The organism is Sulfurovum sp. (genome assembly GCA_020525365.1).
Lineage (GTDB): Bacteria > Campylobacterota > Campylobacteria > Campylobacterales > Sulfurovaceae > Sulfurovum.
Map to the genome: position 1 here is coordinate 994,524 of JAIZOF010000001.1, position 22,269 is coordinate 1,016,792.

The 22,269-nt window shown below is 35.3% G+C and carries 23 protein-coding genes; 20 read left to right on the forward strand and 3 right to left on the reverse strand.

All coding sequences use genetic code 11. The annotated features are described in order from the left end of the window. Positions 1-116 precede the first annotated feature (116 nt). The 8 genes from hemW to LGB01_05065 all read left to right on the forward strand — a co-directional run bounded on the left by hemW (position 117) and on the right by LGB01_05065 (position 7,749). The gene (gene hemW / locus LGB01_05030; protein ID MCB4753564.1) at positions 117-1,187 is read left to right on the forward strand and encodes a radical SAM family heme chaperone HemW; all 1,071 of its coding nucleotides are present in this window, start codon (positions 117-119) and stop codon (positions 1,185-1,187) included. A gap of 40 nt (positions 1,188-1,227) precedes the next feature. After that, positions 1,228-1,704, forward strand: a complete 477-nt coding sequence (gene tatB, locus LGB01_05035; GenBank protein ID MCB4753565.1) for a Sec-independent protein translocase protein TatB — start codon at positions 1,228-1,230, stop codon at positions 1,702-1,704. Continuing rightward, complete coding sequence (gene tatC, locus LGB01_05040; protein MCB4753566.1) at positions 1,704-2,705, forward strand: twin-arginine translocase subunit TatC; 1,002 nt, start codon at positions 1,704-1,706, stop codon at positions 2,703-2,705. Before tatB ends, tatC begins: the two co-directional genes overlap by 1 nt. Further along, the gene (gene queA, locus LGB01_05045) at positions 2,705-3,724 is read left to right on the forward strand and encodes a tRNA preQ1(34) S-adenosylmethionine ribosyltransferase-isomerase QueA (GenBank protein MCB4753567.1); all 1,020 of its coding nucleotides are present in this window, start codon (positions 2,705-2,707) and stop codon (positions 3,722-3,724) included. The genes tatC and queA overlap by 1 nt, the downstream gene beginning before the upstream one ends. Before the next feature lie 161 nt (positions 3,725-3,885). Beyond that, the gene (locus LGB01_05050; GenBank protein MCB4753568.1) at positions 3,886-4,617 is read left to right on the forward strand and encodes a TlyA family RNA methyltransferase; all 732 of its coding nucleotides are present in this window, start codon (positions 3,886-3,888) and stop codon (positions 4,615-4,617) included. Continuing rightward, on the forward strand, positions 4,614-5,423 hold the full coding sequence (locus tag LGB01_05055; GenBank protein ID MCB4753569.1) for a bifunctional riboflavin kinase/FAD synthetase: 810 nt from the start codon (positions 4,614-4,616) through the stop codon (positions 5,421-5,423). The genes LGB01_05050 and LGB01_05055 overlap by 4 nt, the downstream gene beginning before the upstream one ends. Continuing rightward, a complete protein-coding gene (cmoA, locus tag LGB01_05060) occupies positions 5,420-6,127 on the forward strand; it encodes a carboxy-S-adenosyl-L-methionine synthase CmoA (protein MCB4753570.1) in 708 nt (235 codons plus the stop codon). Before LGB01_05055 ends, cmoA begins: the two co-directional genes overlap by 4 nt. Before the next feature lie 260 nt (positions 6,128-6,387). Beyond that, a complete protein-coding gene (locus tag LGB01_05065) occupies positions 6,388-7,749 on the forward strand; it encodes a 3-deoxy-7-phosphoheptulonate synthase class II (protein MCB4753571.1) in 1,362 nt (453 codons plus the stop codon). A gap of 77 nt (positions 7,750-7,826) precedes the next feature. Here the strand turns inward: LGB01_05065 and LGB01_05070 are convergent, their stop codons facing one another. The 3 genes from LGB01_05070 to LGB01_05080 form a co-directional block, all read right to left on the reverse strand. Beyond that, positions 7,827-9,023, reverse strand: coding sequence for an ArsS family sensor histidine kinase (locus LGB01_05070; protein MCB4753572.1), 1,197 nt, complete (start codon positions 9,021-9,023; stop codon positions 7,827-7,829). Then, on the reverse strand, positions 9,016-9,672 hold the full coding sequence (locus LGB01_05075; GenBank protein ID MCB4753573.1) for a response regulator transcription factor: 657 nt from the start codon (positions 9,670-9,672) through the stop codon (positions 9,016-9,018). Before LGB01_05075 ends, LGB01_05070 begins: the two co-directional genes overlap by 8 nt. Before the next feature lie 76 nt (positions 9,673-9,748). Further along, positions 9,749-10,597 (reverse strand): metallophosphoesterase, encoded by an 849-nt coding sequence (locus LGB01_05080; protein MCB4753574.1) that lies wholly within the window; start codon positions 10,595-10,597, stop codon positions 9,749-9,751. A gap of 184 nt (positions 10,598-10,781) precedes the next feature. On the opposite strand from LGB01_05080, the gene LGB01_05085 reads away from it, so the two are divergent. The 12 genes from LGB01_05085 to LGB01_05140 all read left to right on the forward strand — a co-directional run bounded on the left by LGB01_05085 (position 10,782) and on the right by LGB01_05140 (position 22,267). Then, positions 10,782-11,912: a hypothetical protein gene (locus LGB01_05085; protein MCB4753575.1), complete on the forward strand. Its 1,131-nt coding sequence runs from the start codon at positions 10,782-10,784 to the stop codon at positions 11,910-11,912. Positions 11,913-11,917: 5 nt separating this feature from the next. Beyond that, complete coding sequence (locus LGB01_05090; GenBank protein MCB4753576.1) at positions 11,918-12,568, forward strand: response regulator transcription factor; 651 nt, start codon at positions 11,918-11,920, stop codon at positions 12,566-12,568. After that, positions 12,558-13,715 (forward strand): HAMP domain-containing histidine kinase, encoded by a 1,158-nt coding sequence (locus LGB01_05095; protein MCB4753577.1) that lies wholly within the window; start codon positions 12,558-12,560, stop codon positions 13,713-13,715. Before LGB01_05090 ends, LGB01_05095 begins: the two co-directional genes overlap by 11 nt. An 86-nt stretch (positions 13,716-13,801) precedes the next feature. Further along, positions 13,802-14,422, forward strand: coding sequence for a sulfur oxidation c-type cytochrome SoxX (gene soxX, locus LGB01_05100; GenBank protein MCB4753578.1), 621 nt, complete (start codon positions 13,802-13,804; stop codon positions 14,420-14,422). A 28-nt stretch (positions 14,423-14,450) separates the two neighbouring features. Continuing rightward, positions 14,451-14,927, forward strand: coding sequence for a thiosulfate oxidation carrier protein SoxY (gene soxY / locus LGB01_05105; GenBank protein MCB4753579.1), 477 nt, complete (start codon positions 14,451-14,453; stop codon positions 14,925-14,927). A gap of 51 nt (positions 14,928-14,978) precedes the next feature. Next, a complete protein-coding gene (gene soxZ, locus LGB01_05110) occupies positions 14,979-15,320 on the forward strand; it encodes a thiosulfate oxidation carrier complex protein SoxZ (protein MCB4753580.1) in 342 nt (113 codons plus the stop codon). Positions 15,321-15,322: 2 nt separating this feature from the next. Next, complete coding sequence (soxA, locus tag LGB01_05115; protein ID MCB4753581.1) at positions 15,323-16,084, forward strand: sulfur oxidation c-type cytochrome SoxA; 762 nt, start codon at positions 15,323-15,325, stop codon at positions 16,082-16,084. Positions 16,085-16,089: 5 nt separating this feature from the next. Next, positions 16,090-17,868 (forward strand): thiosulfohydrolase SoxB, encoded by a 1,779-nt coding sequence (gene soxB, locus LGB01_05120; GenBank protein ID MCB4753582.1) that lies wholly within the window; start codon positions 16,090-16,092, stop codon positions 17,866-17,868. A 127-nt stretch (positions 17,869-17,995) separates the two neighbouring features. Next, on the forward strand, positions 17,996-19,726 hold the full coding sequence (locus LGB01_05125) for a hypothetical protein (protein ID MCB4753583.1): 1,731 nt from the start codon (positions 17,996-17,998) through the stop codon (positions 19,724-19,726). A gap of 15 nt (positions 19,727-19,741) precedes the next feature. Then, entirely contained in the window at positions 19,742-20,677 is a 936-nt protein-coding gene (locus LGB01_05130; GenBank protein ID MCB4753584.1) for an MBL fold metallo-hydrolase, read from the forward strand. Continuing rightward, positions 20,674-21,477, forward strand: a complete 804-nt coding sequence (locus LGB01_05135; GenBank protein MCB4753585.1) for a DUF255 domain-containing protein — start codon at positions 20,674-20,676, stop codon at positions 21,475-21,477. The genes LGB01_05130 and LGB01_05135 overlap by 4 nt, the downstream gene beginning before the upstream one ends. Next, on the forward strand, positions 21,464-22,267 hold the full coding sequence (locus tag LGB01_05140; GenBank protein MCB4753586.1) for a thioredoxin family protein: 804 nt from the start codon (positions 21,464-21,466) through the stop codon (positions 22,265-22,267). Before LGB01_05135 ends, LGB01_05140 begins: the two co-directional genes overlap by 14 nt. The last annotated feature ends 2 nt before the right edge of the window (positions 22,268-22,269 follow it).

The following is a 22,269-nucleotide window of genomic DNA, read 5'->3' on the forward strand; positions in this document are numbered from 1 at the left end:
CATCTTCAATCAAATTTTAAAAATAAAATCCCTCTTCATGAGATTTCAGTAATCTAGAGTAAACTCTAAAATTTTCTGATATGATTTTATCTAAAATACCATTACAAGCCAATAAAATGTTAACCTATATTCATATTCCCTACTGTGACTCCAAGTGTCACTACTGCAGCTTCAACTCATATGTTGATAAGTTCGATACCAGACATGCCTATATGCAGGCACTTCATAGACAGCTTGTCTATGAACTGGAATATTTTGAAGCAACAAAAGGATGCATTGAGACTCTTTTTATCGGGGGAGGAACACCCTCGACAGTTGATCCATCTCTTTATGAACCAATATTTGAACTACTCTCTGATTACCTTCAAAATGGGGCAGAAATTACCACTGAAGCTAATCCTAATTCAGCAACCAAAGCATGGCTTTCTGGAATGAAGGCGCTTGGGGTAAATCGTATTAGTTTTGGTGCACAAAGTTTCCATGCAGATAAGCTCAAAGCACTCAACCGTGCACACTCTCCAATACAGACAAAAGAGGCTATTTTTACTGCTAAAGCATTGGGTTTTGAGCATCTTTCTCTTGATCTTATCTACAACTACTACGGTGACACCAAAATACTTTTAGGCAAGGATATAAATGAGGCTTTTGGTTTGCCTATTGACCATATTTCTGCCTATGAGCTCACCATCGAAAATAATACAAAGTTTAAAGCCACCCCAGAAGTACGCCAAGAGGATGATAGCCTTGCTTTTTTTATTGCAGAAGAGATTACAAGACATGGTTTTGAGCACTATGAGATCTCTAATTTTGGTACATATCAGAGCAAGCACAATAGAGGCTATTGGGAACTTAAGGACTATATTGGAGCAGGAGCAGGAGCAGTAGGTTTTAAGTATTTAACTTCAGATGATGCTATACGTTTTTACCCACAAACAGACATTGAAGCCTATATTGCAAACCCGTTAAAGATAACAAAGGAGTCTCTTAAGTTAAAAGAACTGCTTACTGAAAAAATATTTCTTGGATTACGTAGTAATGTGGGAATTCAAAAGTCCATATTGCCTGAAAAAATCAAAGAGAAGGTCAATATGCTTGTCAAAGAAAGAAAACTTACTGAGACTACAACACACTACTACAACACAAACTTCTTTATTGCTGATACTCTCACACTCTACCTTTTAGAATAAGTTTGATAAAATACGACACTTTAATCGAAGAAGGCAGGGCATGTTTGGCATTGGATTTACCGAAATACTTCTTATTGCAATCATCGCTATTCTCTTTTTGGGACCGGATAAGCTTCCTGAAGCGATGGTGCAGATTGCCAAATTTTTTAAAAGTATCAAAAAAACTATCAATGAAGCAAAAAGTTCTCTTGAAGAAGAGATGAGAATTGCTGATCTTAAAGAAGAAGCACTTAGCTATAAACAGAAACTTGATAGTGCTGCTAGTGAACTACAAGGTTTTAAGAATATCTCCATAGACGATATTATTGATGAGCCTACTGTAGCAAAAGAGAAACCGTCTTCCGATGCACTTAAAAGTACTTATGCGGATGAAGCAAAGCCGACAACACAGGTAGAACCTAAAATGGAGACAGTTGTGCTTAAGAAGAAAGAGAAACACTCTATTGCTAAAACCAAAAAGGCCAAAAAGGACAATATGTCTACTGCTAAAAAATCTAAAGAGGGAGACAATGTTTAATGTTTGAAGAGTTACGTCCTCATCTTGCAGAGTTACGTAAACGTATAGGGCTCTCTGTGCTTTCTGTATTTATTGCATTTGGTATTGCATTTACATTCCATGAGACAATTCTTGCATGGATCACTGCACCACTTGACCATGCTCTTGCAGAAGTCAAACAAAATGTTACAAAAAAAAGTATGACCCAGTGGCATATTGATCTCAATGCGAGTCGAAAGATAACCTCAGAAATAGAGGAGATTTCCCCAAAAGATAACTCAGGTGTTAAGGCAGCACAAAATCTCTCCAAATCACTCACACAAGCAGCACAGGCCACAGAAGGTGAACTTAAAAAAGGTTTAGAAAATGCAGCAAAGTCTGCCTATGAACTGGCAGCTTCATTGCGTGCCTCTAAAATCTTTAACCCACAAGTAACTACCCATCAAGTCGCAGGAACTTTCTTTGTTGCACTAAAGGTCTCATTTTTTGTGGGGCTCCTGCTAGCAATGCCATTTATTCTCTACCAACTTTGGCTTTTTGTGGCACCAGGACTCTATAGTCATGAAAAGAAAATGGTATTCCCCTTTGTAGCAGGAGGTTCTGTTATGTTTCTTTCAGGCGTACTGTTTGCCTATTATATTGTGACACCATTTGGGTTTCAATTTCTTATTACCTTTGGATCATTTCTCTATACACCTCTTATTAATATTGAGGACTATGTGGGTTTTTTTACAAAGATTATGATGGGGTTTGGAATTGCTTTTGAGTTGCCAGTATTCGCCTACTTCCTTGCTTTGCTTGGGTTAGTGACAGATCGCACACTCAAAGACTTTTTTAAATATGCTGTAGTAATTATTTTTGTTCTTGCAGCACTGCTTACACCACCTGATATCCTTACTCAGCTTTTAATGGCAGCACCACTGGTTATCCTTTATGGTATTTCTATTCTTATTGTCGCAGTAGTTAATCCTGACAAGAATGAAGATGGAGAAGATGGAGAAAAAGAGACGGAAAAAATGTAATGTCTACTACGCGATTAACAAAGAGCTATGACTACATACTCCCCAAAGAGTACATTGCAACTGAACCCGTATACCCTAGAGATCATGCAAAATTACTAGTTTATAATAGAAAAACCAACGAGATAACCCATGCTACCTTCGGTTACCTGCTCAACTTTCTACCCAAATGTGATATTTTTCTTAATGATACCCGTGTTATCAAGGCACGCATCTTTGGATATAAGTCTAGTGGTGGAAAAGTAGAACTTCTTTTAAACAAACCACTTGATGCCCACCATTACCTTGTTATGATACGAGGAAAGATCCATATTGGCACACAACTTTTCTTTGACAAAGGGTTAGTTGCAACTGTCATAGCGTTAAACAAGGATGGATCAAGAGTCGTTACTTTTGCCAAAAATAATACAGAAATATATTTTGAAACATTAGTGCCATTACTTGATGAGATAGGACACATTCCCTTACCTCCTTATATGCAACGCGAAGACAGGAAAGAAGATGAGTCTGACTATCAGTCCCTCTTTGCTAAGAATGCAGGAGCAGTTGCCGCACCTACTGCTTCTTTACATTTTACGTCAGATCTTTTTGAAAAACTCCAAAAAACCTACTCTACCCATACCCTGACATTGCATGTTGGGGCAGGAACTTTTAAGCCTGTTGAGGCAGAGAATATTCTTGATCACCCTATGCACTCAGAATATTTTCATATTCCTGATACTTCAGTAAAGATAATAGAGAGCCAAAAACCCATTCTTGCCATTGGTACAACTGTCACGCGTACCATTGAATATTATACTAGAACAAAACAGAAGGAGGGAGTATGTGACCTCTTTCTTAATCCACTTAATCCTCCTCAACGTGTCACTCATCTGCTTACAAACTTTCACCTACCCAAAAGTACACTTATTATGTTGGTAAGCGCTTTTATTGGAAGAGAAAAGACGTTACAGCTATACCAAGAGGCAATCGAAAAACAGTATCGGTTCTTCTCTTATGGAGATGCTATGCTTATACTCTAATTGTTTTTATTTTTCATGGTTATATTGGCAGGATATTTTATTTATGGTATAGTTTTGGACTACAGATAAATGGTTATGCCTTAAACAAACAAGAGATTATAAGGATGTCAATATGCTATCATCAATAATAAAAAATCTATAAATTATGAAAGATTTTTAAAATGAGATTAGACAGATACCTAGTAGATGAGGGTTATTACGAGAGTCGTAACCGTGCGAATGATGCCATAAAAGCAGGATTAGTACTAGTAGATGGAAAGAGAGGGAAGCCTTCAACAAAGATAGATAACAATATACTCGTAGAGGTAGAGGATTCTAAATTTTATGTGAGTCGTGCAGCTCGTAAGCTAGAGGATTTTCTAGAAAATTATCCTATGAATTTTAAAGGTAAATCAGCCTTAGATATAGGCTCTTCTACAGGAGGTTTTGCTCAGATAGTGCTGGAAAATGGGATAGAGCGTTTGAGCTGTGTTGATGTAGGTTCTGACCAACTGCATATATCATTACGTAAGAATAAAAAAGTGACGCTTCATGAAGAAACTGATATTAGAGAATATGAAGATGAACTGAGATATGATTTAATCACTTGTGATGTATCGTTTATCTCTATTCGAAAAATTATGGATGATATAGACAGACTATCAATAAATGGTACAGACATCATCATACTTTATAAACCACAATTTGAAGTGGGTAAAGATGTAAAGCGTGACTCTAAGGGTGTAGTGAAAGACCTTGATGCTATTGCTAGACGTAAAGAAGAGTTTGAGGCTGAGGCGAAGAAACTTGGCTGGGATAAAAAGTATCAAGCAGAGTCAAAAGTACAAGGAAAAGAGGGTAGTCAGGAGTATTTTTATCACTTTGTAAAATTGAAAACAAGAAATAAAAATTGATATATAAAAATAATATAAAATCTATTACAATAGGTTCGTTTGATGGTATACATATTGCCCATCAGGCACTCATTGGTCGTGTGGAAGCAGTGGTGGTTATTGAGCGTAATGGTGGGTACTTAACGCCAGGCTATAAAAGAACACTCTATACAAGCAAGCCATGTTACTTTTACCATTTTAATAAAATACATACACTTTCACCTGAAGCATTTATCTCTAAAATAGAAGAGGATTTTCCCGCACTTGAGAAGATTGTAGTAGGATATGACTTCTCTTTTGGCAAAAAGAGGGTAGGCGACAGTATGCTATTAAGTAAGCTCTTTTGTAAAGAAGTAGAAGTTGTACCTGAAGTTATGTGGCAGGGGGTGTCTGTACACTCAAGAACAATCAAGCAATATCTTTGTGAAGGGAATATAGAAATGGTTAGTCATCTATTGGGTAGAAATTACTGTATTGATGGCAATATTATTCATGGGCAGGGGATTGGGCAAAAAAAACTTGTACCTACTCTCAATTTAAAAGTTAAAAACTACCAGCTTCCCCGAGAAGGTGTTTATGCGACAAAAACATTGATTGGGGAAGAGTGGTTTGAAAGTGTGACATTTATAGGAAATCGAATGACCACGGATGGATCATTTGCTGTGGAGACTCATGTACTAGAAAAGAAACTTCCTGTGCTATCTTATGGATCGATCTTTATTTTATTCCATGCATTTATTCGTTCAAACCGAAAGTTTGATACATTGAATGCGCTTAAAATACAGATTAAAAAAGACATAATACAAACTAAAAAGATATTGGTATGAAAGATAAAGTATTTACCAAACCTATAGAGAAAAAGTTTGAGTTTGATGAAGCCGTGGCTTCTGTGTTTGATGATATGTTATCTCGTTCTGTGCCTTTTTATGATGAGGTACGAAAACTGATTATCTCCTTAATATTGGCTCAAGAGAAAGAAGGAATGAAGGTATTAGATCTTGGTTCTTCTACTGCAAAGTTTTTGCTTGATTTGCATTCAAAAATGAAAGTACCTATGAAACTTAAAGGATTAGATAATTCTCAAGCTATGCTAGACAGAGCCGAGCAAAAATGTCAAGCTTTTGGAGCAGATATAGAGCTAGAATTTGCTGATATGTTGGCGTATCACTATGATAATGAAGATATTATAGTAGCCAACTATACTCTACAATTTATACGACCCATACAGCGTTTGGAGCTAGTCAAGAAGCTTTATGATGGATTAAGTAAGGATGGGATTTTTATTTTTTCTGAAAAAGTAGTTTTTGAAAATAAGGTATTAGATAAGCAGATAATAGATATTTATTATGCCTATAAAAAAGAGCAGGGTTATAGTGAATATGAAATAGCACGAAAAAGAGAAGCATTAGAAAATGTACTTATTCCTTTTACACTTAAAGAAAATATTCAAATGTGTAAAGAGGCTGGATTTTCTAAAATTGAAACTATTTTTCAGTGGGCAAATTTTGTAACTTTTGTTGTCAAAAAGTAGTAATATATTTCCATAGTACGTAAGTACGGGCCCCATTAAAAAATATGAGTTATTCACCAATTATTCACCATGTGAAAAGGAAAAACTTTCAGATAACTGTGTGGTGGGAATTTACTAAAAAATATGAGTATTTTATGTATTATTCATCATGTAAAATTTAAAATATTTTTATTATAAATTTAGATTTCTATACTAAGGCATACGACTATTTCAAATTTTTTCAGCTATAATCTTGTAATTTATTATGTAAGGATAGATTCATGAGTTGGACACCAGAGAGCTGGAGGGCATTTCCTATAAAGCAACAGCCAACATACCTAGATAGAGAAGCACTTGATATGACAGAGAAGATGTTGAGTTCCTATCCACCATTAATATTTGCCGAAGAGGCACGAAGACTTAAAGAGAAGTTAGCGGCGGCAGGTCGTGGTGAAGCATTTTTGCTTCAAGGAGGGGACTGTGCAGAAAGTTTTGCAGATTTTAATGCACAGAATATTAAAAATCTTTTCAAGCTAATGTTGCAAATGAATATGGTATTAATGTACTCTACAGGAAAACCGGTTATTAAAGTAGGACGTATTGCTGGGCAGTTTGCCAAGCCAAGAAGTTCCGACTTTGAAGAGAAGAATGGTACCAAATTAGCAAGTTATCGTGGTGACATTATCAACTCTATCGAATTTACCGAAGAAGCAAGGATACCAAATCCTAAGAATATGCTAAAAGCATATAGTCAGTCTGCAGCCACACTTAATTTGTTACGTGCTTTTGCACGTGGTGGTTTAGCAAACCTCAATAAGGTACATAAATGGAATCTTGATTTTATTAAGGATAACTCACTTGGTAAACGATATGATGAACTTAGTGATAAGATAGATCATGCTATGAAATTTATGGCAGCTTGTGGGCTAACAAGCAAAACATTACCACAGTTACATCAGACAACACTCTATACTTCACATGAAGCACTACTACTCAATTATGAGCAGGCATTAACACGTAAAGACACAGAAACAGGCGAGTGGTATGATTGCTCTGCACATATGTTATGGATTGGTGACAGAACCCGTGACTTAAATGAAGCACATATTGAGTACTTTAGGGGTATCAAAAACCCTATTGGATGTAAAGTTGGACCAAGTATAGATGAAGATGAACTTATTGCACTCATTGATGCACTTAACCCAGAGAATGAAGAGGGAAGACTCAATCTGATTGTTCGTATGGGTGCAGATAAAATTGATACCCTTTACCCCCCATTACTCAAAAAAGTACGTGACGCAGGAAAAAATGTTGTTTGGACAATTGACCCAATGCATGGGAATATTGAGAAGTCTTCGACTGGTTTCAAAACACGTGATTTTGCTAATATTCTTTCAGAAGTAGAACAGTTTTTCAAGATACACAAAGAGCATGGAACGGTTGCGGCAGGTATCCATCTTGAAATGACAGGAAATAATGTAACTGAGTGTACCGGAAGTACTTCTTGTGCCATTACAGAAGAGGGATTAGCAAGTCGTTATCATACGCAATGTGATCCAAGACTTAATGCTTCTCAGGCACTTGAACTAGCATTTATGATTTCTGATACAATTTGTGACTATGGCCCAGAAAATAAAGAATAGATATATCTAGAAAAATATCAAGAAGCAACAGAGTAGAGATATTACTGAAGGTAGGTTGTATAAAATTTATTACTTTTCTATCTAATAGAAAAGATATTTTTCCCCCCTTCGTGCCAATAGGATAGATCCATTTGATGGATACTAAGAATGCTTTTGACAATATAAAGACCAAGTCCTAACCCACCTTCAGAAGCATGGAATGGCTTAAAATACTCTTCCAGTGGGCAGGAGAGTTGTTTGCCTTTGTTGAGGATCTTTGTATGATTATCATCAATGCAGACAATAGCATGTTTATCAGTTGAGTACTTGATGGCATTGTCTAGTAAATTTTTGAGTACGAGTGCAAGGAGTTCAAAATCAGCTGTAACAATATAATCTTTTTTAACTTCAATACTTACCAATCGTTCAGGATTCTCAATCATTAATAAATCAATGCTCCCCTCAACAAGATCGCTCATCTTATAGGGTTTAAGATTGAGATCAAAATTTTTAGAGGTTATCTTCTCTATTTTGGCAAATTCATCTATGAGGAGATTGAGTCGTTCAAAAATACCATGAAGACGTTGTTTACTTTTTTTATCGGGTAGCATTTCACTTATGAGGCGCCCTTTGGCAATGGGAGTCTTTAGCTCATGCATAATGGCACGTAAAAAGAGTTGACGAGACTGCAATAGTTCTCGTATCATGGTTACGGCATGATCAAACTCATTAGCAACTTCTGCAATTTCATCATGCTTATCGCTACCGTATCGTATATTTAAATCACCTTCAGAGAATTTTTTGATCTTCTCTTTGAGTTCAGTAATGGGGCGTAAGGATCGGATGATCCAGAGATAAAGCATAATGATCAATAAAAAGACAATAATAAAGACTGCAATACGTTTGATGGGGTACTTGGGCTTATTCTCATTTTTCAAGAAGAGTTTGAAGCGGTCATTATTAATAAGGATAACCCGCTGTAGACAGTAGTTGTCTGCGGCATACTTTTTGTACTTTCCTTTTTCTTTGAAATAGCGTTCTACTTGAACTATTTTTGCCTTATCTTTAAAGAGAGAGAAGTTTTGTGATTCAAGATAGGCTTCATCTATCTTTCCATTGTATAAATAACAATTATAAAGATAATGTGCAATTGTACGCTCCTTCAGTTCATTGAGTTCATCATATTTGGCATGGTCGTATTTGATAGAACCAATAAAGAGAATAGCAAGAAGCAAAAGAGCTACAGAAAAGACTACCTTGATTTTATTCCGTAGTGATGAGAAATGATTAAACAAGTTTGTAACCTACGCCTCTAACAGCCTGAATACACTTGTTCTCACCAAGTTTGGAGCGAATTTTGGAGATAATAACATCGAGGCTTTTCCCTTGTGAGTCAATACTCATTGTGGCAGAAGAGTTGATAATTTGCTCACGTGACTGAGTCATACCTTGGTTTTTGGTCAATAGAGAAAGTACTTCGAATTCAGCAGGGGTAAGGTGAAGTGCTTTGCCTTTATAGTAGATGGTGTCACCCTTAATTTCAAAGTCACTTTTGGATACACTGGCAGAGGTTTCTCTCTCCCCCTTGCTGACACGATTTAAAATTGACATGATGCGTGCATACATCTCTTTGGGATCATAAGGTTTTGGCAAATAGTCATATGCCCCTAGTTCAAAGCTTTGAACCTTATCGTTAATATCATTGCGTGCAGAGGAGATGATGACAGGGATATTATATTTACGTACTAACTCTTCACACACTTCTAATCCATCCATTCCTGGAAGTGTTAGATCGAGAATGACCATATCGAACTTTTTTACCCCCGCACTGAGCCCAAGAAATGGATCTTCGTAATTGATTACCTTGATATCAAACTGTGCAAGATACTCACTAAGAAGCTCTGCAAACTCTGGATCATCTTCTATCATTAAAACATTAATCATCTATACTCTCCTTAATTTATTCTAATTTTATTATATCATCATAAAATTAATTGAGCACAAATAGATCTATATAAAATCAACCTTCATGTGTATAGATTAATTTTTCACTCAATTGATTACCATTGAGCTCAATGTATCGCATTGGATATTCATCAAGATCAAGTGGACGTATGAAGCCACGGGTTGTAATGACTCTTACATGATTGATAAGTTTGAGGTTATCAATATGTTTATGTCCAGAGAGCGTGGCAATGAGATTGGGATATTCAAAAAGTGTCTTAATCACCTCCTCAGTATTGCCAAGTACATATTTGTGGATATCCTTCTTGTCTGTTCCGCACCAATAATTGGTATAGGGGTGGTGATTAAGTATAAGTGTTGGTTTGCCCTGTTCAAGCATTTTTTTAGCAAAAGTAATTGTCTCTTTGCCGTAACGCCCATTATTAGCATTTTCGATAGTACTATCAAGACCCAGTATAAGATAGCCATTTTTTTCGACAGCCCAATCTCTGCCTTCTACTCGTAGTTCTTTTTGTGACATGAAGAGTTTTTTAAACTCTTTTAGGTGAATACGGTTATCATTAACTGGTGATGACTCTTTATTTCCACGTACATGATAGACTGGGCAGTGAAGTTTTTCAGTAATTTCTTTATAAATAAGAGCATCTTTGTCTCCCGCCATATTGTTATTAAAATTATCGCCACCAAAAAGTACACAATCAAGATATGGATAGTGCTTATTGAGATATTTTACTGCCATTTTGAGTGCTTCTACACTATCGGGCGCACCTAAATCCATATGCGCATCTGTAATATGCACCAGCTTGAGTGTTTTGGATTGTATATTTGTTTCTGACGCTACCAGTGGCATAGCGGCAAGTGCTGCAGCACCTTTAAAAAAGTTTCTTCTTGATTGGTTAGGCATGACTTCTCCTTGTTTTTATTGTAGTGGGAATGCAGTAGCATTTTTATTTTCTAAACTATATTATATAGTAGAGTCGAGTATATATTTTTAATCTAAATATCATTTTATAACAATAAATCTTAACACATTAAAATAAAAAAACTGTAAAATAGAGGTGAGATTATTTTAAAGAGAGTAAAGTATAATGAAAAAATATCGTACATCAACACTTCATAGGTATGAGCGATGGATGCGTGTAGGTACATTTTTAATACTTTTTATACTCTTTATTTCTCTCTCTTTTTGGGTAAAATATGTTAACGAAGGACGTCTTATTAGATTAAGTGACAAAGTTGTAAAAAATTTTAGAGTGGCACTTGATTATGAGATGGTGAATCTTCTCTCTTTTTCTATGGCATTTTCTGAAGATGGGGAGCTTAAAAATGCTCTTTTGCAAGATGATGAAGCCACAGGTCATAAAATACTAAGCAGTATTACGGAACGATTTAAAAAGTATACACATCTAAAGTCACTTCGTATTCAGATTATTACACCCAATTTTTTTATATTTGCTCGAAGTTGGGATGAAGGATTTGAAGGAATGCCAATTTGGTGGTTTCGTGATGACTTAGGTGTATTAAAGAAAAAAAGAGAGCCAAAAGTTGGTGTAGAGACAGGAAGACTTTTAACATTTAAAGCAACAGTACCTATTCATAGTAGGGTAAAACTTTTGGGGTATTTGGAAGTTATTACTCTTTTGGATGAGTTTGTACAAAAATTGCATCAAAAAGGGATTGAACTTTTTGTTATGATGGATGAAAAGTATCTTGAAAAGGCAGAGCTGATGTATGATTTTCCAAGAATTGAAAAGTATGTTATCTCTAACCGAAATTATAATCAGTTATATTTAAATCACTTAAAAAGAGTTGACTGGGAAGCACTTATATCAGAAGATTATATTTATGACGAGAAAACACTTTTTCTTTCAGAACCCATGTATAATGGTGAAGGAAGACAGATAGGATATTATATTTTTGCAATTGCAGAAGACATGATAGAGCAGTATGAAAAAGAAAAAAGTAGTTTTTCTCTATTGAGCCAATTTTCTAATGAAGATATTGAGAAGGTAGTTGAAACATGGAGAAGTCCAGCAGATAGTTTTAAAAGCATAAAAGATAAAGAATTGGTTGACCTGCTTCCAAAACTACACAAGGAAGATAAAAAAGAACTTGAATTAAGGGCAAAAAGTATTTTAAGAACATATACCAAAGGAGAACTGATCGATATTATTCTCTCTAAAAAATATAGAGAAAAGAAGGTTGGAATTATAAAATGAGAATTATGATATTAGAAGATGAAGCCGTATTGGCAATGAGTATGAAAGAGTTCTTGGAAGATTCTGGTTTTGAAGTAGAAAGTTTTGGTAATTCGGATGATGCATACGATGCTATATTTTCAAGAAGCTATGATTTATTTTTACTTGACGTAAAGGTTCCAGGTGAGAAGAATGGTTTTGATATGCTTGATGAGTTACGCAAGGAGGGAAATAGAACGCCAACAATTTTTGTTACTTCTTTGGCAGATATTGATGATTTGAGCAGGGGATATAAGTGCGGTGCTTGTGATTATATCCGTAAACCATTTGATCTTGCAGAGCTAAAGCTTAGGATCGATCAGGCAGTTAAAATACACTGTTTTGCATCACAAGATGAATTAATAGAACTGCCAAATAATTACAAGTATGATGTTAAGCGAATGAAGCTTTTATATAAAGATGAAATTGTTAAACTAACAAAAATGGAAACAAAGATACTTGAACTTCTCATTAAACAGAGAGGAAGTGCTGTAACATGCGAACTTTTTTGGGAAGAAATTTGGGGCGAATGGGTCGATTCTGCAAATATACGGGTGCAAGTAGGAAATTTGCGAAAGAAACTTAAACAAGATTTTATTAAAAATATACGGGGAGTAGGGTATAGTATTGATATTTGATTCAGAAAGATTTGCAAGACGCTATGCACTCATCTACACAAGTGTTTTGGCAGTATTGTTGATTGCACCACTGGTTACATATATTTTTTTATTATTGCAGATTGATGAGGCAAAAATAAAGATAGCACTCAAACATCAGATGGTCAACATTATTAATATCATGCAACAATATGACAACAAAGAGAAGATATTTCACTTTCCACACTATAAGGAGTATGATACGGCACTTTATGACAAGAATTTTAAGGTAATTTTTTCAACACTTCATTTTCAGCCCACCTCTTTTACGGAAGGGTTTCATCAGAAAGATAGATACTACTATCACATCTATACTTTGCCCCATGGTCACTATTTTGGTGCAGACTATCTTCTTGTTTCAACTGTACATACTGCCTATGATATATATCTGTTCGCAACACTAGTATTAATGGGTATTGTTTTGACACTTTATATTTTTTCACTATTACTATTACGGAATTTTTCAGCACCCTTTGAGAAACTTAATATACAGCTGGATAGTTTTATCAAAGACTCTATGCATGAGATTAATACGCCATTGAGCATCATTAATCTTAATGCAGATCTTTTTGCCACCAAATATGGAGAGAATAAATATCTCCATCGAATAAAAGCAGCCTCTAAAACATTAGCAACAATCTACAATGATATGGATTATCTAATTAAAAGAGGACGAGTGCAGCACAGAATTGAGAAGATTGCTATGGGAGATTTTATTCAGCAGAGGATTGATTATTTTCAAGAGATTGCAAACTTGAAGAATATTACTCTGGTTTCTAATATTGAGTTTGGTGTAACCTATCGATTTTCCCGAACAAAACTGCAACGTATCATTGACAATACAATCTCAAATGCCATCAAGTATAGTCATGACAATACGAATGTTGAGATATCGCTCCACTGTGCTCAGGAAGATATTGTATTTAGTGTTAAAGATTTTGGAGTTGGCATAGAAAATATAGAGAAGATATTTTCTCGCTATTATCGTGAAAATGAGACCAAGGGAGGGTTTGGTATAGGTCTAAATATTGTTAAACAGATTATTGATGAAGAGAGTATTCTTTTGAAAGTAATATCGACACCGCAGAGTGGTGCTATATTTACTTATTATTTTAATATTATAAAATAATATTATAAAATAATATTTATTTTTTACATTTTTTTTACACTTCTACGTTATCATACTCCCTGAAACCACTTTTGAAAGGAGTATGGATGCATATAACAATCAAGCATATCGGATTGATCACCTTGTTTGTTTCAGGTACTTCGTCACTGATAGGAGCCGATCTTCCCGACATTAGTCATAAAGATATTGCTACAGTTTCGAATACTTCATCTGATTTAACAAAATCTTACGATATGCCAAATGCAAGCAGAATGATTGAGAAAGATCTTCTTAAGGATCCCCAGAGATATGCAATGCCAAAATCATGCAATCTCAGTGATCCTGAATCAATTGCACGCGGGGCATATATTTTTCACAATCTAAATGGTAGAAAAGCAAAAAAGGTACCACCAAAAGGCTTGTCAAAGTTTATTGAGGTTAAAGGTAAAGATGGCAAAATGAAAAAGAAGCCCAAGCAGTATGGGAACTGTGTAGCATGCCACAATATCGAAGGTGCCAAAGGAGCAGGAAATATTGGTCCAGATCTTAGTAATTATAAGACAATATTTCTTGATACAAAAACGAGAGATTATCAATTTGTTTATCAGAAGATTGCTGATCCAAGAATTGACAATCCAGATAGTGACATGATAGTCAACTTGACGACAGGGCTCTTCAATGAGCAAGAGATATGTGATCTAGTTGCTTATGTAACTTCAGATAAATAAGAAAAAATAATTAAAAAAGGATAAATTGATGGAAAGAAGAAATTTTTTAAAGAACCTATGTGCTGTTTCAGCATTGACAACTGTAGCTACTTCAAGTTTGCTTATAGCAGAAGAAGCCAAAAAGGTACCAAAGGGAAAAAATGCAATCAGTTATGAAGCAGCATTAGCAGCTATTACTGGAGGAAAACCAGTAGCCGATAGCAATAAAATATCACTTACTGTGCCAGAAATTGCAGAGAATGGTGCAGTTGTTCCTGTCAAAGTTAGTGTAGATCATCCTATGGAAGCAAATAACTATGTTAAGGCAATTCATATTCTTGTAAGCAAGAATGGTAACACAAGAGCAGTAGATGTCATGCTTACGCCACTTAATGCAAAAGCATACTTTGCTACAAGGGTTAAGCTTGGTGGTACACAGGATGTGGTTGCGGTTGTAGAACTGAGTAATGGTACTTTTATTAAAGCCTCCAAGCCTGTGAAGGTAACCATTGGTGGATGTGGTTGATATAGCACAAGAGTTAAAGAAAAAAATTAATAATTAAAAAAAGGATAAAACATGCCAGCAAACGCAAGAAAATCAATGATTAAAATTAAGCCAAAAAAATACAAAACAGGTGATATTGTTAAGGTGGACTTTATTGTAATTCACCCAATGGATACAGGTCTGAAAAAAAATAAGAAAACAGGAAAGATTATTCCTGAGAAATATATTGACTCGATTACATTTAAACTAGATGGAAAACCGTTCACTACAATGACAGTATGGGAAACAGTTTCAGCAAATCCATATTTCTCAGTAAACCTAAAAGTGCCAGGAAAAGGAAAAATTACAGTTGATTATACGGACAATACAGGAGAGAAAAACTCTAAGAGTAAGAAACTTAAGCCAAAGGATTAAACATGAAAAAGCTACTACTTCCTGTAGCGCTTATGATTGCTATGGCAAGTGCCGCAGATCAGTTTGCTATGAGTGATGCAGATAGGGCGATGTACAAAGAGATGCTGGAGAATAATCCAGCAGATATTTTTGTTGAAGAAGGGGGAGAAATTCTTGAAGAGGAGCTAGGCGGAGATGAAGCACTTGCAAAATTTCTTGGAGTCTCCGAAAAAGAGCTTCCCAAAGAGATTGCCTCTTTTCCAAAATATGTTACAAAACTTGGTAATGTTGTTGGGCTTGATCAGGTGATACAGGCAATGCAGACTGAACAGGGAAAAAAGAAAACAAAACTCAAAAGTGGAAAGATGTTTTCTGTGCTTGCATATGTCAAATCACTAGCAAATGACGAAATACCTAATATTGACCTGAGTGAACCGCATGAAAAAGCAGCATATAATTTAGGAAAAAAGACATTTATGACCAAAAGGGGAGGACGTGGACTTTCGTGTAATTCTTGCCATAGTAAAAATATTGTAGGGATGATATTAAGAACGCAGCCTCTTCCAGATCTTGGTGCAGCTGGTGCTGGTTCCACATGGCCTGCATACCGTATGACAAAGTCAAGTTTGAGAACATTGCAAAGAAGATTTCAAGGATGTATGAAAAATGCATTACTAAAAGTAATTCCTATTGGCTCTAAAGAGATGGTGGGACTAGAGGTATATATAACAAAATTAGCACAGGAAAAAAAGCAACCAATTGCTATTCCTGGTTTAAAAAGGTAGAAATTATGGATATTAATAGACGAGACTTTCTCCAGATTGCCGCGGCACTTGGTATTTTAGGTGCTACTGGAGGAAACAATCTTTTTGCAGGAGGTCATATAGAAAAAGAACGTATTAAAAACTTCTCTTTTTCGGATTTGATGGATTTTGACTCCAAAGGAAAAGCAACACTATTGCATATTTGTGATATGCATGCTCATATTAAGCCACTTTACTGGAGAGAACCATCAACTTTGATCTCTGCAAAGAATCTTGTAGGGACACCAGGATTTATTTGTGGCGATAGTTTTGAGAAATATTATGGTATCGAACCAGGATCACTTGATCAGTATTTTGATACTTATAGTAACTTTGAAACATTGGCAAAGAAGTTTGGAAAGATGGGTGGTATTGCTCACATCAAACCCATTGTAGACCATGTTAAAAAAGAGAGAGGTGAGAAGAATGTACTTCTGCTAGATAGTGGTGACACATGGCAAGGAACAGCAGTTGCACTTAAAACACGAGGAGAAGCGATCGTTGATGCACAGAACTATTTAGGTGTTGATGTAATGGTTGGGCACTGGGAATTTACCTATGGAAAAGAGCGGGTACAAGAACTCATTAAGATGTTTAAAGGAGAGTTTATCTCTCAAAACGTAATTGATAATGACCCGTTCTCAGATAATTTTGAAGAGCTAATTTTTCCACCATATACCATTAAAGAAGTTGGTGGTGCAAAAATAGGAATTATTGGACAATCTTTTCCTTTTACTTCTACGGCAAATCCTAAAAAATTTACTCAAGGATGGAGTTTTGCATTACGTCATGAATCATTACAAAAGTTTGTTGATGAACTACGTCAAAAGAAGAAGGTTGACTGTGTCGTAGTGCTTAGTCATGATGGTTTTTCTGTTGACCAAGAGCTTGCTAAAAAGGTTAAGGGTGTAGATTTTATTTTAAGTGGACATACACATGATCCAAGTCCTAAGCCAATTATTGTCAATGATACTGTTATTCTTATTGCAGGAAGTCATGGAAAGTATGTGGGGAGACTTGATCTTGATATCAAAGATAAAAAAGTTGTTGATTATAGTTTCAAGTTGATTCCTGTAGCTTCTAATCTTATTCCTGCAGATAAAGTGGGAGAAAAACTAGTTAGAAAATGGTATGAACCTTACAATAAGGAGCTTAATGAGGTACTGGGTACAACAAAGGGAATATTGTATAAAAGAGATACATTCTACTCAACTTTCGATGCATTAATAGGTCAGGCGATTCAAGATGAGATGGGCAGTGATATTGTCTTTACTCCAGGATACAGATGGGGTACGACCCTTCTGCCAGGAGATAAGATTCTTAAGGATAATGTCTACGAAATGACAGCAATCACATATCCTGAGGTCTATACATTTGAACTGAAAGGTTCCATTATTGCAAATCTAATGGAAGATATTGCTGACAATGTATTTAATGCCAATCCACTATTGCAACAGGGTGGCGATATGAGTCGTTTGACGGGGGCAAGCTATAGCATTAAGATTGATGCCCCATCAGGCAAACGTATTTCAGATTTCAAAATAGGAGGGAAGCCATTAGATCCGAAAAAAACATACAGGGTTTCTTCTTGGGGAGGGAATCTGCAAAATGCAGGTGAAAACTTAGACAAGAAGAAAATACGCGAAGTGTATGAGATAGTCAGTGACTATATTCGTAAGAAAAAAGTAATTGATATTAGCAATAAATCAAATGTTACGGTACTTGATTTTAATTGTGGTTGTCCTAAAAAAGGGGCTAAGTGTTAAACTCAATGTGTGCCTAATTCTTCTAGTTGCGACAGAAATGATTTCAAGTCTTATTTTGGGCAAATATATGATACAAAATTACATATAGAGTATAACAAAATTATTTTTACTATATAAAGGAAAGACAATGAAAACAATAATAAAAATAGGTCTAATAGCTTCTTTTCTGTCAATAGGGAATATGCTTTTTGCAGGTGGTCATATTTTGCTGGAAAGATCAGTTAGGCAACATATGCCAGAAGGATCAGTCAGGCAACATATGCCAACAAGATCAGTCAGGCAACATATGCCAGAAAGATCAGTCAGGCAATATATGCCAACAAGATCAGTCAGGCAACATATGCCAGAAGGATCAGTCAGGCAATATATGCCAACAAGATCAATTAGGCAACATATGCCAGAAGGATCAGTTGCACATGTATCGAAAGTAACCACATCATCTGCTAAATCATCATCTGCCAAGCCAAAGCGTCAGATGCGAGGCAATATGACCCTAAAGTATAATATTTTACCAGGCAGTGTTGATACGGTTGGCGATATGTTCTTAAAGGGTATAGTTTACAAACGACTCAGATCCAATACTTTTTTGTGGGATTGGACTAATGAGAATGAAGCCAAAAAGCGTAAGACGAATAAAGCTTGGGGTTTAGGTGGAAGCCTTGTCTACAAAACTGCGGTATTTAATGGTTGGAGTACTACTTTCGCATATTATGGATCCCTAAACCCTGATTTTTTTAGAATGGATTCAGCAGATGTAGGGTTTACAAAAGCAGGAAAGGATACATTTAGTAGATACAAGGTTAAAATGGGTAATGGATTTGGTATTCAAGCTATTGCGCAGGGGTTCTTGGAGTACAATAATGGCACAATAGATATACGCGCAGGGCGCCAGCTTTTTGAGTCTGTATTCACCAAATCAAATGATACAAAAATGATACCAAATAGTTTTGATGGGATAACCATGTCTATCAAAATGTCTCCAAAGGTAAAAACTAGACTTGCTTACTTTGTAAAACAAAAACTAAGAGACCATCAGAATGCACATGATTTAGTTACCTTTAAAGATGAAAAGGGTGAGAGTTGGGCAAATAATGATGATTCGGCTATTCACAAGGGCTTGAATTATGATGCATTTTTCATGGCTGGAGAAAATTTAAATCATAAAATGTATTTGATTGATTTTAATACAAAGGATATCAAAAATCTTAATTTAACATTGAGTGCGTTGAGTGTACCTGGTATTGTACAAGATTTTACAATAGAAGCACACTATAAAATACCTTTGGAAAAAAGTGGATGGATTGCAAGACCAGGCATAAGATATTTTGTACAACAAGATGATGGTGGAGGTGCCATAGCAGGCGATAAAAATCTTAAAGGTAAACCATTAACAGGTTATGCACCAGGTGTAATTGGATCTCTGGATTCAAGTCTTATAAATGCCAGAATTGATCTAAAAATGCCGGATAAAAAAGGTTTCTTTAGAGTGGGATATTCTTTCGTTGATGATAAAGCAGATATTTTTGCACCATGGAGAGGCTTTCCAACAGGAGGATTTACAAGAGCAATGGCGCAATATAACTGGTATGCAAATACAAAAACCTATATGTTTAGAGCAGTCTATAAGTTTACACCAAAACTTAAGGCGAGTGTAAGATATGCCATACAAGATTTTGATGACAATAAACCAGGAGTACAGGCTGATAGTGATGTGATTCATTTGGATATATGGTATAATTTCAATAAAAATTTACAAATGAAAACACGTGTTGGTATTGCTAAGGCTAATATAGATAATGTATCAAAACAAGATGTATCGTATAATGAGTATCGTCTTGAATTCAATTATCTCTTCTAATAATTATAGTCTTAGATGTTGAAAAACCTCATTTTATATGGTATTGCAACCATTTCTTTGAGTGCTTTTGATTATAATCTACATCCCAAAAAAGTAGCAGAAGATATCTACTGCTTTTTTGGAAAACTTGAAAATATTTCCATGCAAAATGGTGGAAACATGGTTAATACATGCTATGTTCAAACCAAAGAAGGGTATGTTGTTATCGATAGTGGTCCTACCTACTCCTACGCTTTACAAGCATATTCAAGTATGCAACAAATATCTAAGCTTCCAGTCAAATATGTTATCAATACGCATGATCATGATGACCATTGGTTAGGCAATAGCTTCTATAAAAAACAAAATGCTTTCCTGATAGGACCAGAGACTTATGCAAAAAATATCTTTTTTGGAATGAAGACAAGGATGCAAAGGATGGTAGGTAGCGAGATATTTTCAGGTACCACCATAGTGAAACTTGATAAGATTGTTAAGCAATATCACAAAATACAGGTAGGAAAGACTTTGTTTGAGATTAAACAGCTTGTATCTCAGGCACATACTAAGGGCGATTTAATTGTATATCTGCCTCAGAAAAAAGTACTTTTTGCAGGTGATTTAGTTTTTAATGATCGGATTACCTCTTTGCGTGACGGTTCTTTGATTGGATCTTTGCGGGCATTGGATTTAATAGACGAATTGCGGCCTAATGTGATTGTAGGAGGACATGGTTATCGTACAGATGCCAATGCAACACAAGCATTTAAAGGTTATCTCTTGGATATGAAAACAGAGATATTGGATGCACTTGACAATAATATACCAATAGAAGAGATTACAAAGAAGATACAAATGCCAGCATATAAAAATTTAAAACTTTACAATGTGCTACATCGTCGTAATGTATTTGATGCCTATCGAGAACTCGAAATGTATGATGAAGATGAAATTAGAGGAGAGAAGCAATGAAGATAGGTTTGATAAGATGTGTGGTGCTATTGGTTGGAACAATACTCTCTTTACATGCTTTTAGCGGAGAAGATGTCTATCAAAAAAAATGTGCATCTTGCCATGAGTCCTATATTCCCATGAAGAAACTAATGAAGAATTTTGTTAAACATAAAAACAGGCTTTTAAAACTTAAAGCACCGACATTAAATCAACTCTCCTATCGACTCAAGCAACAAATAGGAGATTCTAGTGGTGATGAAGATATGCATCGTATGGAAGTTGAAGCATTTATTTTTGACTATTTAAATCATCCCAATAAGCAAAAAACAGTCTGTTTGCATGATGTGATACAGTACTTTCCTGTTATGCCAAGCATGAAAGGAAAAATCAGTGAGGAGGAGGTTGAGGCAGTGAGCAACTATATTTATGATTTTGATAAAAATATGGTTGAACAAAAAAGTGTAAAGTACGAATCCTTTTCTGTCGCATTAAAAAAAGTAATAAAAAGTAATAAAATCATTATGATAGAGGCTGTATCGAAACATTGCCATTTTTGTAAAAAAATGGAGAGAGAAGTAATGATAGATGAAGGTGTGGTGTCTGTGCTGAAAAAAGATTTTGTTGCCGTCACTGTGGATATTAGCAAAAATCCTTTGCCGATGGGACTTACTGCTGAATTGACCCCAACTTTCTTTTTTATCAATAAAGATAAAAATATACTACGACATATAGTTGGTGCACGAAACACTGAAGACTTTCTTCAAATTTTAAAAGAGGTAAAAATGAGCCAAAAAGGAGAAAATTATGGCAAACATTAGACGTATTATTATGCTATTAATCACAGGAACACTTTTAGTTTTAGCAAGAACAGGAGAAGAAGTTTATCAGGAGATATGCTCAAAATGTCATATTGCATATATTCCTGAAGATAAATTAAAAAAGAATTTCGATGAATACAACAATACCCTTCTTAAGCTTAAGGCACCACCTGTAAACCAGATTGCAATGGCAATGAAAAAAAAGCTAGGTAGCCCAAATACAAGTGAAAAAATGCGACGCCTTGAAGTGAGTGCATTTATAGCAGATTATATCCTCTACCCTGATAAGAAAAAAAGTGTTCTAAGTGACAAGGTAAGAAAGCATTTTGGCATAATGCCGAGTTTAAAAGGAAAAATATCTCCAGAAGATATTGAGATTATTAGTAATTTTGCGTATGATTTTGATCCCAAAAAATATATTAAATCAAGACACAATGATGTACCTTTTAAAAAGATATTACACCGTGCAAGAAAAGAGAATAAGATCATTGTTGTTGAGGCAATGACTTCTCGATGTCATTTTTGCAAGAAGATGAGAAAAGGGGCACTTTCCGATCCACGGGTTATGGCAATACTTCAAAAAGAGTTCATTATGGTTTCTATTGATCTTAGTAAAGAGAACCTTCCTTTGAATATGGATGTATCTATGACACCAACATTCTTTTTTATTTTTGTAAATAAAAGAGAAGATATAGCCAAGATAAAGCGTATTCCTGGTGCTTGGAGTACACAAGATTTTTTAGATATCTTGAAAGAGTCTATTAAAGCAAAAAAGCAATATATTAAATAAAG